The sequence below is a fragment of the Proteus sp. PR00208 genome (assembly GCF_016238545.1).
Lineage (GTDB): Bacteria > Pseudomonadota > Gammaproteobacteria > Enterobacterales > Enterobacteriaceae > Proteus.
On record NZ_JAEHQE010000013.1, the window covers coordinates 21,211 to 34,237 of the forward strand.

Sequence of the window (13,027 nt, forward strand, 5' to 3'; positions counted from 1 at the left end):
TAAATAGTGAAAATATTTATTACGATGCTTTTTTGCCAAAGAGTCGACAAATTAAACCGATAGGCCCTGTCATATACCAGCATCGATTGCCTTTATGACGGCTGTTTTGACCTAAAGATTGTGTTAATCGGTCAAGAATAATGGCGAGGATAACAATACCTGCACCTCCTACGGCAGCAAGTCCCATATCAAGGCGACCTATACCGCGTAATACCATTTGACCTAATCCACCAACGGCTATCATTGATGCAATAACAACCATTGAAAGCGCTAACATCAGTGTTTGGTTTACACCTGCCATAATCGTTGGCATGGCGAGCGGTAATTGCACTTTAAACAGCATTTGACGAGGATTTGCACCAAATGATTGTGCCGCTTCAATTAAATCTTCAGGGACTTGTTTGATCCCTAAAATAGTCAATCTCACAATTGGAGGTAAGGCAAAAATAATGGTGACCACAACGCCGGGTACGTTACCAATACCAAATAACATGACGATAGGCACTAAGTAGACAAACGCAGGTGTTGTCTGCATTGCATCCAGTAAAGGTCGAACAATTTTGGATGCTCTATCACTGTTAGCTAACCATATTCCTAATGGGAGCCCGATAATAAGACAAAACAGTAATGAAGTGAGTACCAATGCAAGGGTAACCATAGCTTCAGACCAAGCACCAATCGCACCAATTAAGATTAATGAGATAAAGGATGCGACACCCATGACTTTGCCTGAAAGTTGCCATGCAATCAGAGAAAACAGAATAATGGCGATAGGTGCTGGCATTGAGGTTAAGAAATTTTCAAAACCACTTAATACCAAATCAACTGGTACACGAATACCTTGGAAAACAGGGCGAAAGTGCAACACAATCCAGTCAATCGCATCGGTAACCCATGAATCTAATGGGATCAGCGTATTGTGAAACGGATCCATAAGATTGAAAGAATCGGGTGCGACATCCGTCGATGCGGCATCTAGCCAATCACTGCCAGCGGATGAGGTGTCAATATTGTCAGTACCACTGCCTGCACCCCACGGATCGGCATCTGTTGATATACTGTCAGCACTGCTCCAAGGATCGCTTTCTGTTGCGCTAGTATCTGTTGTTGCCCAAGGATCATCATTTACGTGATTGGTTGTCTCTTGTGCAGTTTCGTTTGTCGCAGCCTCTTGGATCTTTGTATCCAAAACTGTATTTTGATCTGTTGTATTACTCATTTGGCGTCTCCTTATCCAGTGCTTGTAGTAACATTCCTTTAGAAATTAAGCCGATATAACGGTTTTTTTCATCAATAACAGGAATTGCACAGGGAGATTGTGCAACCGTTGAAATCAGCTCGTTTAACGGTGTATCACCATTAATGGCACAAGGCTCAGGTAAAATAGCTGACTCAATAGGTTGTTTATTCTTGAGTGCCTCTTCAAGAGATGTGACTGAAACAATACCAACAAATTTTCTTCCTCGTTCAATGAGATAGCCAAAGTTTCTATCTTCATCTTCGAGTACTTTTAATGCAGATCGAGGACCAAAACCGGGCGCAACATGCAGTAAGGTTTCTGGGCGACGTTTGGCTATATCTTTTGCACTAAATACGTGGCTAATATCAACACCACGGAAAAACGTACGCACATAATCGTTTGCTGGATTGTTGAGTATCTCATCTGGTGTTCCCGTTTGGACAACAACGCCACCTTGCATAATGGCAATTCGGTCACCAATACGCATCGCTTCATCCAGATCATGAGAGATAAAGACAATGGTTCGCTGTTTATCGCCTTGTAAGCTTAATAACTCATCTTGCATTTCAGTACGAATTAACGGGTCGAGTGCTGAAAAGGCTTCATCCATTAACAAAATATCAGGATCATTAGCAAGCGCACGCGCAAGGCCGATACGTTGACGCATCCCACCAGAAAGCTCATCAGGCCAAGAGTTTGCGTAACTACCCAAGTTGACTTGCTCTAAGGCATCCATCGCTTTTTTATAACGCTCGTCTTTGCTTAACCCCGCGAGATCCATTCCAAATGCAGTGTTATCAAGCACATTCATATGAGGCATCAATGCAAATGACTGAAACACCATACTGATTTTTTTACGACGAACTTGTCGTAATTCTTTATCTGACATGGTGGCAATATTTTCACCATCAATAAGCACCTCTCCTTTTGTCGGAGAGATCAGACGATTGAGAAGGCGGACTAGAGTGGATTTACCTGAACCAGATAACCCCATGATGACAAATATTTCGCCTTCTTCAATTGCCAGATTTGCATTTTGAACGCCCACCGTAAGCCCTGTTTTATCAAAAATCTGATCTTTATTCATACCTGATTCTAATAATTCAAAAGCGCGTTTAGGGTGCTCGCCAAATACCTTGTAGAGATTTTTTACTTCGAGTTTAATTGCCATGCAATATAGTGTTTCCTATTTAAATATTGAAAGGAATAAATTAAATATTAATAAATAAGTGTTGTTATTTTTCCTAAATAAGAATTTTAGTAAGAGAAATACCCTACCACAATGATTGAGTCTGACAACCCTATGTTAATTATAATTAATTAAATAATTTGGCTGTTTTTTCTTTATTTTTAATATGATTAATAATTAAATAAAGTGAAATAAATAAAATTTATTAAAAGAGATATTATCTTCTAACTAACTGAAATAACTTTATTTTTAGAGATATTGTTATTTTGATTAGGATCTCAATAAAAATGAAAACTCAATATCAAAATAAAAGGGAAAAAGAGATGAAAATTAAATGAAAAAAAATCATAATGTATTAGTTAAATTAATGTTTGTTATCTTATTATAAGCTCTATCTACTTAATGTAAGCTAAAATTATTCGAAAAAAATTGATTTTTTGACAATATTGAACGGCAAAAATCAATCAATTAGATTGTTTAGTGAACAAATAAAAATACACCAAAAAATAGTCTATATTTTTCAGTGTATTATGTTTTATATGTGATACATAATTAAATTGAATGTATTGTGTTATTTATCTTAACTTCAACTAGGCTAATAAACCTTAAAAATCCCAATCATCGTCTTCAGTGTTAATGGTTTTTCCAATAACATAAGATGAGCCTGAACCAGAGAAGAAATCGTGATTTTCATTTGCATCTGGTGATAATGAAGAAAGAATTGCAGGACTGACATCAGTTATTTCATCAGGGAATAAAGCTTCATACCCTAAATTCATTAATGCTTTATTTGCATTATAATGAAGAAATTTTTTGACGTCTTCTGTCCAACCTACAGTGTCGTAAAGATCTTCGGTATATTTCACTTCATTGTCATATAAATCTAATAATAATGAGAAAGCAAAATCTTTAATATCTTGTTTTTCTAATTCTGATTTATTTAATAACTGATTTTGAAATTTATAGCCAATATAATAACCATGAACGGCTTCATCCCTAATAATAAGACGAATTAAATCAGCTGTATTAGTTAATTTCCCTCGACTTGACCAATACATTGATAAATAGAATCCTGAATAAAATAAAAAGGATTCTAAAAAGACGCTGGCGATTTTTTTCTTTAAAGGATCTTTATCTTGATAATAACGCAAAATAATTTCTGCTTTCTTTTGTAAGTAAGGATTTTCCTCACTCCAACGGTATGCCTCATCGACATCGGTTGTTAAGCAGAGTGTAGAAAATATCGAACTGTAAGAACGAGCATGAACCGCTTCCATAAAACAGATATTAGATAATACTGCTTCTTCATGAGGCGTGAGTGCATCTGGCATTAAAGTAGGTGCGCCTACGGTGTTTTGGATCGTATCAAGCAAAGTTAACCCTGTGAAAACACGGATCGTCAGTTGTTTTTCAGCTTGAGTCAGCGTGTTCCATGAGGGAATATCATTAGAGAGTGGAATTTTTTCAGGTAACCAAAAATTCATGGTTAAACGGTTCCAAACTTCTAAATCTTTTTCATCTTCAATGCGATTCCAGTTAATCGCATTAACGTGGCTTAATAAAGGTGATGACATGCTATGTTCTCCTTATTGTTATTATTAAAGTGCGCACGAAACACAGCCTTTGATTTCAGTACCTGCTAATGCAGATTGTCGAATACGTATGTAATACAAGGTTTTAATACCTTTACGCCATGCGTAAATTTGCGCTTTGTTAATATCTCTTGTTGTGGCTTCATCAGAAAAGAACAACGTCAGTGATAACCCTTGATCGATATGTTGTGAAGCTTCGGCATAGGTATCGATAATTTTCTCAGCTCCAATTTCATATGCATCTTGATAATATTGACGGTTTTCATTGGTCATAAAGGGAGCAGGGTAATAAACTCGCCCAATCTTACCTTCTTTTCTGATCTCTATTGGCGCGGCAATAGGATGAATACTTGATGTAGAATGGTTAATATAGGAAATAGACCCTGTCGGTGGTATTGCTTGTAAGTTTTGATTATAGATCCCATGCGTCATAATAGATTGCTTGAGAGTCTGCCAATCTTCCTGTGTTGGAATATGAATATTAGATTGGCTAAATAGCTGGTGGACTTTTTGAGTTTTAGGCAACCACTGTTGTGATACATATTTATTAAAATATTCACCCGTTGCGTATTTTGAATTTTCAAAGCCTTTAAAGTGCTGCTTTTTCTTAATCGCTAATTGATTTGAAGCTAATAACGCATAGTAAGTGACGGTATAAAAATAGATATTAGTAAAATCTAACGCTTCCTCAGAGCCATAATAAATTCCTTCACGGGCTAAGTAGCCATGTAAATTCATTTGCCCTAAACCAATGGCATGAGAAGCGAGATTACCTTTTTCAATAGAAGGAACGGACTCAATTTTCGTCATTTCAGAGACATTACTTAATGCCCTAATTGCAGTGCTGACGGTATGTGCAAAGTTAGGTGAGTCCATTGCCATAGCAATATTCATAGAACCTAAGTTACAACTGATATCATGACCGATATGGCGATAACTTAAGTCAGGGTGATACTCACTTGCGCTGTTGACTTGTAAGATTTCAGAGCAAAGATTGCTCATGTTAATTCTACCAGCGATAGGATTGGCGCGATTTACTGCATCTTCAAACATGATATAAGGATAGCCAGATTCAAATTGAATTTCGGCAAGTGTTTGGAAAAACTCTCTCGCTTTAATTTTTTTCTTACGAATTTGCGCGTTATTCACCATTTCACTGTATTTTTCACTAATACTGATCTCTGACATAGGTACGCCATAAACACGCTGTACATCATAAGGTGAGAAGAGATATAGTCAATCCTACTTAAAAATGTTATAAAATAATTAACAAATTCAATTGTTATTATAAAGACCATGACTTACTCACTAGATTTCCGCAAACAAGTACTAAAAAGCTTAGACGAGGGTATGACCTTTGCCGAGGCAGCTAAATTCTATAACCTCAGCCCAACCACCATACAAAACTGGAAGAGACGTGTTCATAGTAAAACAACCAGGCAAACCAAACCCTATAAAATACCAGATGACGTGCTACTCAATGATGTCAAAGAACATCCTGATGATTATCAGTACGAGCGAGCACGTCGTTTAAACTGTAGTAAAACAGGCATTCATCATGCCCTAAAGCGCCTAGGCATCAGTCAAAAAAAAGACTTTAGAACATCCAAAAGCCTGTCCGATCAAAAGAGTGGCGTATCAGAATAAGCTTGAGCACTTTAAGCAGCAAGGCTACCCCATTGTATATATGGACGAAAGCGGCTTTGAGTCTGAAACCATTCGCTCTCATGGTTATGCACCGATTGGTAAGCCTTGTATCGATAGCTACAACTGGCAAGGTAAAAAGCGAACCAACGTTATTGGTGCTCTGTATGAAAAGATGCTGTTTGCGCTTGATTACTTTGAGACAAACATCAACAGCAGCATATTCTACAACTGGTGCAAACAAACCCTAATCCCAAGTCTTAAAACCAAATGCGTGATTGTGATGGATAACGCCAAATTTCATAAGAGCAAACGCATTCAAAAGCTACTAAACAGGCACGGGCATCGTATTCTTTGGTTGCCGCCGTACAGCCCAGACCTAAACCCTATCGAAAAGAAATGGGCTCAGGTGAAGTTTCTACGCCAAGGCTGGATGGAAAACGACTTATCCAAATTGTTTTATGATGTTTGCCCTAACCATAACAATTTTATTTTGAGCTGACTATACATATCTTCATTGCGTTTCGCTAATTCAAATGTGATATCAGGGATAACAACGCCTAAAGAGAGGGTTTTTATTCGCACTTTTTCATCCGCATTTTCTCTTTTTGTATCAAGAAAATGGTAAATATCTGGATGATGTGCATGAAGATAAACAGCACCAGCTCCTTGTCTTGCGCCTAACTGATTGGCATAGGAAAAAGCATCTTCAAGCATCTTCATAACAGGAACAACGCCAGAAGATTGATTCTCTATACGTTTAATGGGGGCACCAGCTTCACGTAAATTAGTCAGCAAAAATGCAACGCCACCACCACGTTTAGAAAGTTGTAATGCGGAATTTATCGAACGACCGATAGACTCCATATTATCTTCTATACGCAGTAGAAAGCAGGAAACCAATTCACCACGCTGTTGCTTTCCACAATTTAAAAAAGTCGGTGTTGCGGGTTGAAAACGGCCACTAATGATTTCATCAACAAGATGAAGTGCAAGATCAGTATCACCCTGTGCAAGCGTGAGAGCCACCATGCAAACGCGATCTTCATAGCGCTCAAGGTAGCGCTCGCCATCAAATGTTTTTAAGGTGTAACTGGTGTAATACTTAAAAGCGCCAAGGAACGATTGAAAGCGAAACTTTTTACTATAAGCATGTTTGAATAGCTGTTTGATAAAGGCAAATTCATACTGTTCTAACACTTGAGCTTCGTAATAGTGTTGTTGAACTAAGAATTCTAATTTTTCTCTTAGATCATGAAAAAATACTGTGTTTTGATTTACATGCTGACGAAAAAAATGGTGTGTCGCTAATTTGTCTTTATCAAACTGAATATTACCTTGCTCATCATAGAGATTTAGCATGGCATTCAATGCATGGTAATCCAGTTGTTCTGTTGATTGTGTCATGTTAATTATCTCGTGACGCATTGGTCAGTAAGGCTTGACCAAAATGTGCTTAAACCTGTTTTTACGCGGTTTACATCTTCTGGCGTACCTAATAATTCAAATCGATACAAAAAAGGGATTTGGCATTTTTGTGCAATAATATCGCCTGCTAATCCGTAAGCTGCACCAAAGTTAGTATTTCCAGAAGCAATGACTCCACGTATTAATTGACGGTTTTCAGGAATATTTAAAAACTGAATAACCGCTTTAGGCACTGCACCTTTAGTACCGCCACCGCCATAAGTTGGGCAAAGCAACACAAAAGGTTGTGTTGCAAGCAAGGTTTCATCTTCAATAATTCTGGTCGCCTTTAAATTGAGCTTTTGTACAAAGCGATAGCAGTTTTCAGAACGACTTGAAAAATAGATCAAAGGTGCAGTTTGCATGAGATGCTCCTTTAGAGCGTGATCTGTCTGATTTTATCAGGGCAGAAACCCGACCAATGTTGTTCACCGTGAACAACTACAGGTACTTGGCGATATCCCATAGAAACAATGTGAGCGAGGGCTTGTGTATCTTTGGTGAGATCAACTGCAACAAACGGAATATTTTTCTGTTTTAAGGCGCGTTCTGTGGCACTGCATTGAACGCAATTCGGTTTGGTATAGAGGATAACAGACATAAAAATAACCCTTATAAAAATATGGATGCGTCTGTTTTCACATCCATAATGAGAAGTCCTTAAATACTATATATAGATTTATTTATTTTCAACCACACAATATATGGTGATTTTCATTTTTGATAATGATTATCATTAAAATTAAATAGTTAGTGAATTAATTTTATTTTTAGATCGCTCGATTGATCAATTTTTATTAGATATACGAGTAATTAGATGATTGCTTTACCAATCAAGCATGATTTAATCTTGTTATTAAAGACAAATCAGCAGAGAAAACATTATGTACCAAGACTATCTCGATGCACCGAAAGGCTTTCCAAAACCCTATATCTCTATCACTGCAAATGAAAAAGGGATCACAAGTCTCTATTTTGTGAATGATAAAGAGGTTGCTGTAAACACAAGCCCCGTGATTAACCAATGTATGCAACAATTAAAAGAGTATTTTGCGGGTAAACGCACGACGTTTTCAGTGCCATTAGCGCCTGAAGGAACTGAATTTCAAAGCCGTGTTTGGAAGACATTACAGACAATCCCTTATGGTGAAATTTGGAGCTATAAAAAATTAGCGCTTACATTAGGTTCGATCAATTATTGCAGAGCGGTAGGAATGGCAAACTCGCGCAATCCAATTTCTTTAATTATTCCTTGCCACCGAGTGATTGGTCATAACGGTAAGTTGGTCGGCTATACTGGTGGATTAGATATTAAGCGTTGGCTACTTCACTATGAAAAAGTAGAAATTGATGAATAGTTCAGATTGTAAGTATTAAGTATTGTTTCTTAAGTGAACTATGCGTTAAGGCATGGGATTTGTCTGAATATTAATCATTTGGCAGAAAAAAAATGTGAGTTTCGTGATCTAGACTGTGGACAGGGAATCATCATTTTTGTTTTACTATAGCCAACGCAAAACGCTTGCGTTTATTTTCTATTTTAAAGGTAAACTTGATGTCTAAATTAAAAGGTAACGTTAAGTGGTTTAACGAAACTAAAGGTTTTGGTTTTATCACTCCAGAAGATGGCAGCAAAGATGTATTTGTACACTTTTCCGCTATTACATCAGAAGGCTTTAAAACCCTTGCTGAAGGTCAAAAAGTAGAGTTTGAAGTTACTGACGGCGCGAAAGGGCCATCTGCTGCAAACGTTGTCGCTATCTAATTAACGACTTCTTTGAGACAGTAAAAACCCGTTTTTTAACGGGTTTTTATATTTCTAGAGCAAAACCTGTTTTTTAACCGGTTTTTATATACCTAGAGCAAAACCTGTTTTTTAACGATTTTTTACATTCCGAGTATTACATCTCTCGTAGTAACCAAAACGCAAATGCGGTCATTAAAAATGAACCCGCCAAGTTAGCACCCATCGTACTTAATGCCCATCCTATCTTTCCTTCAGTTAAGAGTGCGACAACTTCGACAGAAAAGGTTGAAAATGTTGTCAAACCGCCACAAAAGCCCGTAGTTAGCATAATTTTCCAAATAGGATCAATATGTGGCGCTTTGCTAAACCAAGCGATACCAAAGGCAATAATAAAAGCACCAATACAATTAGCAATAAAGGTGCCCGTAGCAAAATGAGGAAAAATAGAATTTAGGCGGTAGCTAATCAGCCAGCGCAATACGCTACCTAAACCACCACCTATAAATACAGCAATTGCAATGTTAAGCATGAGAGATTAATTGTTATTTAACCTCAATCCCCTGAGCTTGAAGATCAGCATGATAAGACGAGCGAACAAACGGCCCACAAGCTGCATGGGTAAAGCCCATCGCAAGTGCTTGCTCTTTCATATATTCAAACTCATCAGGACTGACGTAGCGTTGAACAGGAAGATGGTGACGACTTGGCTGTAAATATTGCCCTAATGTCAGCATCGTTACCCCATGTTTACGCAGATCACGCATAACGTCAATAATTTCTTCGTTGGTTTCCCCAAGGCCGACCATTAAACCCGACTTAGTAGGAATATCAGGGTGAGCTTGCTTAAAACGCTCTAACAATGTCAATGACCATTGATAGTTAGCACCTGGGCGTACTTGACGATAAACGCGAGGAACGTTCTCTAAGTTATGGTTGAAAACATCAGGTGGTGTGTCTGTGAGGATCTCAAGTGCTTTATCCATACGACCACGGAAGTCAGGGACTAATGTTTCAATACGGATCGTTGGATTTTTTGCACGAATCGCAGCAATACAATCAGCAAAATGTTGAGCACCGCCATCACGTAAATCATCGCGGTCTACGGAAGTAATTACGACGTAGCGTAACCCCATATCTTTAATCGTCTGAGCGAGTTTTTCTGGCTCTTGCGGATCGGGGGTATTTGGGCGGCCATGAGCAACATCGCAGAATGGGCAACGGCGTGTACAGATTGCGCCCAAGATCATAAAGGTTGCTGTTCCGTGGTTAAAGCATTCTGCAAGGTTAGGACAAGAGGCTTCTTCACAGACGGAATGAAGACCATTTTTACGCATTGCTGCTTTGATACCCTGAATTTTACTTGAGTCAGCGGGTAACTTTATTTTCATCCAATCAGGTTTGCGTAGCAGTTGTTCACGTTCTGTAGCGACTGTTTTAACAGGAATAAGTGCCATTTTATCGGCGTCGCGATATTTAACTCCGCGTTCCATCTGAATAGGTTTACTCATAATTGTGCCAGTTCCAGTTATCTAGAGTGATTAACACGATGTGACTGAGGTAATCAGGGTTTTAAAAAAATATGACAAATGTTAAAAAAATTATAGCATTTTTATTGCTGTGGTTGGAATCCTAGTTGTGTACAAAAATGCTTAACTAATAACGGTGCTACCTGTGTCGTTGTCGTATTTGGTGCAAAATCAATTAACTGCGTCATTTTTAGATCAGAATAACCACAAGGATTTATTCGTGCAAAAGGGGATAAATCCATATCGATATTGAGCGCAAGTCCATGAAAGGAGCAACCTTTACGAATGCGTAATCCTAAAGAGCAAATTTTATCACCTTTTACATAAACGCCGGGCGCATCAACACGAGCATAAGCTTCTACATTAAACTCCGCTAGCGTATCAATAACGGTGTTTTCAAGAGCGGTGACTAATTGACGAACACCTACATGATTGCGTTTTAAATCAATTAAAACATACATTACTTGTTGACCTGGGCCATGATAAGTCACTTGACCACCACGATCAGATTGAATAACAGGAATAGACCCCGTATTTAATAAGTGTTCAGCTTTACCTGCTTGGCCTTGGGTAAAAACCTGTTCATGTTGAACGAGCCATATTTCATCAGGTGTGTGACTTTCCCGTTTTTCCGTAAACTGATGCATAGAATCAGAAACCGGTAAATAGGGTTTCACACCTAATTGGCGAATAATGATTGTCTTGTCTTGCACCGTGAAAATCTTCATTTGTAGCGTAATTGTGAAGAGCAGTATAACGCTCCAGTAAATGAACTACCAGATTGAGATGTTTTTTTTCCTCGGTAGGATTAAAAATGAAGGGATGCAGAATAAGAAAAAGCGCCTTAATGATAAAAGGCGCTTTTAAAAAGTTATCTATTAAAAGAAGAGATTACAGAACCATACGTACCAGTTCAAGTTCACCTAATTCTTTATATAACGTTTCTACTTGATCGATATGAGTTGCGTTGATGGTAATAGAAACAGAGTGGTAATTACCTTTGCTACTTGGTTTCACTGAAGGTGTGTAATCACCAGGAGCGTGGCGTTGAATAACTTCAACGACTTGATCCACTAATTCTGGTTTTGCGTGACCCATCACTTTATAAGTGAAAGAACATGGGAACTCTAACAGTTCGTTTAATTTTGTTTTCATCATAATGTAATTCCTTAAGACAACAGGTGCTGTTGTTTTAATAATTTATGTCTACACCTAATCTTAGCAAATAAAAAGCGCATTCCTTAAATAATAAGGAATGCGATACTGGTAATTAGGGTAAATGGTAAATGTGTTTGTGCCAATATCTAGATAATAGTTATATGTGGTCACATTTACCTTTTTCAAGCCTTAGCCAAACCAGTGTGAGAATAATAATTTGATGTAGTCGATAATACGACTAAAGAAGCCACCTTCTTTTACTTCATTCATCACAACAAGCGGACGTTGTTCAATAACTTGACCATCAAGTTGGAAATTAATTGTTCCCACAACTTGGTTTTTGGTCACGGGTGCATGTAATTCTACATTATCAAGAACATAGCTTGCTTTTAAATCTTTTAAACGACCACGAGGAATAGTTAAATAAACATCTTTATCTACCCCTAATTGTACTTTATCTGTTTCGCCATACCAGATAGGCTCAGCAGCGAACTCTTTACCCACTTGCAATGGTTTTACAGTTTCAAAGAAACGGAAACCCCAAGTGAGTAATTTTTTACTTTCGGCATCACGACCTTTAGATGAGTGACCACCCATAACCGCAGAAATTAAACGCATATCGCCTTCAGTTGCAGAAGCGACAAGGTTATAGCCAGCAGATGCAGTATGGCCTGTTTTAATACCATCAACGTTTAAACTGGTATCCCACAACAAACCATTTCGGTTAGTTTGGCGGATATTGTTGTAGGTGTACTCTTTTTCTTTATAGATAGCATACTCATCAGGTACATCACGAATTAATGCCGCACCAATTAGCGCCATATCGCGAGCCGAGCTGTATTGTCCTGGGGCATCAAGACCATGAACGGTTTGGAATTGTGTATTTTGTAAACCTAGGCGTTTAACGTAATCGTTCATCATGGTCACAAACGTATCTTGGCTGCCCGCAACATAAGAGGCCATTGCGACACAAGCATCATTACCTGATTGTAAGTTAATGCCGCGAGTTAACTGTGCAACTGTAACTTGATCACCCGGTTTTAAGAACATTAAAGAAGAGCCACGAAAAACAGGATTACCCGTTGCCCATGCTTCTTCACCAATGGGTACGATATCGCTATTAGAGATTTTACCTGCACGAATAGATTGACCGATAACATAGCTGGTCATCATCTTGGTTAAACTTGCAGGATCACGGCGAACATCGGCATTCATTTCAGCCAGTACTTTCCCAGAATTATAATCAATAAGAATATAAGATTCGGCTTCGATACTAGGAACAGCGGGTATCATTGTTTTTAGGGAATCTTCCGCAATACTTTGATGACTTACTGTGAGTAAAGCAAAAGTGGCACTTAATAGGCTTGTTCTTAGTAATTTTGCTGGGAGTATCTGTTTCATTCTGTTTGTTTAATCCGAAAATTCAGGGAAAAATAGGGACTGATAAATAAAATATCAGCAAAT

Annotated in this window: 14 protein-coding genes and 2 pseudogenes; 4 read left to right on the forward strand and 12 right to left on the reverse strand. The window is 38.1% G+C overall.

All coding sequences use genetic code 11. The features are described 5' to 3' along the window. Positions 1-19 precede the first annotated feature (19 nt). From proW to JEP36_RS10320, 4 genes and pseudogenes are all read right to left on the reverse strand, one after another. The gene (gene proW / locus JEP36_RS10305; RefSeq protein WP_198626102.1) at positions 20-1,219 is read right to left on the reverse strand and encodes a glycine betaine/L-proline ABC transporter permease ProW; all 1,200 of its coding nucleotides are present in this window, start codon (positions 1,217-1,219) and stop codon (positions 20-22) included. Then, positions 1,212-2,411, reverse strand: a complete 1,200-nt coding sequence (gene proV / locus JEP36_RS10310; protein WP_100159403.1) for a glycine betaine/L-proline ABC transporter ATP-binding protein ProV — start codon at positions 2,409-2,411, stop codon at positions 1,212-1,214. The genes proW and proV overlap by 8 nt, the downstream gene beginning before the upstream one ends. 623 nt (positions 2,412-3,034) lie before the next feature. Next, complete coding sequence (gene nrdF, locus JEP36_RS10315; RefSeq protein WP_198630168.1) at positions 3,035-4,003, reverse strand: class 1b ribonucleoside-diphosphate reductase subunit beta; 969 nt, start codon at positions 4,001-4,003, stop codon at positions 3,035-3,037. 24 nt (positions 4,004-4,027) lie between these two features. Further along, positions 4,028-5,257, reverse strand: a pseudogene (locus tag JEP36_RS10320) (class 1b ribonucleoside-diphosphate reductase subunit alpha); the annotation flags it as partial. 60 nt (positions 5,258-5,317) lie between these two features. On the opposite strand from JEP36_RS10320, the gene JEP36_RS10325 reads away from it, so the two are divergent. Next, entirely contained in the window at positions 5,318-5,668 is a 351-nt protein-coding gene (locus tag JEP36_RS10325; RefSeq protein ID WP_192529622.1) for an IS630 transposase-related protein, read from the forward strand. Beyond that, positions 5,652-6,167, forward strand: a complete 516-nt coding sequence (locus JEP36_RS10330; protein WP_332872990.1) for an IS630 family transposase — start codon at positions 5,652-5,654, stop codon at positions 6,165-6,167. The genes JEP36_RS10325 and JEP36_RS10330 overlap by 17 nt, the downstream gene beginning before the upstream one ends. Before the next feature lie 2 nt (positions 6,168-6,169). Here JEP36_RS10330 and JEP36_RS10335 read toward each other — a convergent pair. The 3 genes and pseudogenes from JEP36_RS10335 to nrdH all read right to left on the reverse strand — a co-directional run. Beyond that, positions 6,170-7,072, reverse strand: a pseudogene (locus JEP36_RS10335) (ribonucleotide reductase N-terminal alpha domain-containing protein); the annotation flags it as partial. 5 nt (positions 7,073-7,077) lie between these two features. Continuing rightward, complete coding sequence (nrdI, locus tag JEP36_RS10340; RefSeq protein ID WP_198630169.1) at positions 7,078-7,497, reverse strand: class Ib ribonucleoside-diphosphate reductase assembly flavoprotein NrdI; 420 nt, start codon at positions 7,495-7,497, stop codon at positions 7,078-7,080. A gap of 11 nt (positions 7,498-7,508) precedes the next feature. Then, the gene (gene nrdH, locus JEP36_RS10345; RefSeq protein ID WP_023581131.1) at positions 7,509-7,733 is read right to left on the reverse strand and encodes a glutaredoxin-like protein NrdH; all 225 of its coding nucleotides are present in this window, start codon (positions 7,731-7,733) and stop codon (positions 7,509-7,511) included. Between the two features lie 283 nt (positions 7,734-8,016). Between nrdH and JEP36_RS10350 the strand changes: the two genes are divergently transcribed. After that, entirely contained in the window at positions 8,017-8,490 is a 474-nt protein-coding gene (locus JEP36_RS10350) for a methylated-DNA--[protein]-cysteine S-methyltransferase (RefSeq protein ID WP_109374074.1), read from the forward strand. A gap of 197 nt (positions 8,491-8,687) precedes the next feature. After that, a complete protein-coding gene (gene cspE, locus JEP36_RS10355; protein WP_023581133.1) occupies positions 8,688-8,897 on the forward strand; it encodes a transcription antiterminator/RNA stability regulator CspE in 210 nt (69 codons plus the stop codon). A gap of 136 nt (positions 8,898-9,033) precedes the next feature. Here the strand turns inward: cspE and crcB are convergent, their stop codons facing one another. The 5 genes from crcB to dacA all read right to left on the reverse strand — a co-directional run bounded on the left by crcB (position 9,034) and on the right by dacA (position 12,964). Then, entirely contained in the window at positions 9,034-9,408 is a 375-nt protein-coding gene (gene crcB / locus JEP36_RS10360) for a fluoride efflux transporter CrcB (RefSeq protein WP_023581134.1), read from the reverse strand. A 13-nt stretch (positions 9,409-9,421) separates the two neighbouring features. After that, positions 9,422-10,387 (reverse strand): lipoyl synthase, encoded by a 966-nt coding sequence (gene lipA, locus JEP36_RS10365; RefSeq protein WP_198630170.1) that lies wholly within the window; start codon positions 10,385-10,387, stop codon positions 9,422-9,424. A 101-nt stretch (positions 10,388-10,488) separates the two neighbouring features. Next, positions 10,489-11,133 (reverse strand): lipoyl(octanoyl) transferase LipB, encoded by a 645-nt coding sequence (gene lipB, locus JEP36_RS10370; protein ID WP_109374076.1) that lies wholly within the window; start codon positions 11,131-11,133, stop codon positions 10,489-10,491. 163 nt (positions 11,134-11,296) lie between these two features. Then, positions 11,297-11,560 (reverse strand): DUF493 family protein YbeD, encoded by a 264-nt coding sequence (gene ybeD / locus JEP36_RS10375; protein ID WP_036912266.1) that lies wholly within the window; start codon positions 11,558-11,560, stop codon positions 11,297-11,299. A 192-nt stretch (positions 11,561-11,752) separates the two neighbouring features. After that, positions 11,753-12,964 carry a D-alanyl-D-alanine carboxypeptidase DacA gene (gene dacA, locus JEP36_RS10380; protein WP_198620382.1) on the reverse strand — a complete coding sequence of 404 codons (1,212 nt, stop codon included), beginning with the start codon at positions 12,962-12,964 and terminating at the stop codon, positions 11,753-11,755. Positions 12,965-13,027: the final 63 nt, after the last annotated feature.

What these genes read in the sequence shown, in the direction of transcription:
- proW (WP_198626102.1), bottom strand. Translation starts at nt 1,219, where the DNA reads ATGAGTAATACAACAGATCAAAATACAGTTTTGGATACAAAGATCCAA.
- proV (WP_100159403.1), bottom strand. Translation starts at nt 2,411, where the DNA reads ATGGCAATTAAACTCGAAGTAAAAAATCTCTACAAGGTATTTGGCGAG.
- nrdF (WP_198630168.1), bottom strand. Translation starts at nt 4,003, where the DNA reads ATGTCATCACCTTTATTAAGCCACGTTAATGCGATTAACTGGAATCGC.
- JEP36_RS10325 (WP_192529622.1), top strand. Translation starts at nt 5,318, where the DNA reads ATGACTTACTCACTAGATTTCCGCAAACAAGTACTAAAAAGCTTAGAC.
- nrdI (WP_198630169.1), bottom strand. Translation starts at nt 7,497, where the DNA reads ATGCAAACTGCACCTTTGATCTATTTTTCAAGTCGTTCTGAAAACTGC.
- nrdH (WP_023581131.1), bottom strand. Translation starts at nt 7,733, where the DNA reads ATGTCTGTTATCCTCTATACCAAACCGAATTGCGTTCAATGCAGTGCC.
- JEP36_RS10350 (WP_109374074.1), top strand. Translation starts at nt 8,017, where the DNA reads ATGTACCAAGACTATCTCGATGCACCGAAAGGCTTTCCAAAACCCTAT.
- cspE (WP_023581133.1), top strand. Translation starts at nt 8,688, where the DNA reads ATGTCTAAATTAAAAGGTAACGTTAAGTGGTTTAACGAAACTAAAGGT.
- crcB (WP_023581134.1), bottom strand. Translation starts at nt 9,408, where the DNA reads ATGCTTAACATTGCAATTGCTGTATTTATAGGTGGTGGTTTAGGTAGC.
- lipA (WP_198630170.1), bottom strand. Translation starts at nt 10,387, where the DNA reads ATGAGTAAACCTATTCAGATGGAACGCGGAGTTAAATATCGCGACGCC.
- lipB (WP_109374076.1), bottom strand. Translation starts at nt 11,133, where the DNA reads ATGAAGATTTTCACGGTGCAAGACAAGACAATCATTATTCGCCAATTA.
- ybeD (WP_036912266.1), bottom strand. Translation starts at nt 11,560, where the DNA reads ATGAAAACAAAATTAAACGAACTGTTAGAGTTCCCATGTTCTTTCACT.
- dacA (WP_198620382.1), bottom strand. Translation starts at nt 12,964, where the DNA reads ATGAAACAGATACTCCCAGCAAAATTACTAAGAACAAGCCTATTAAGT.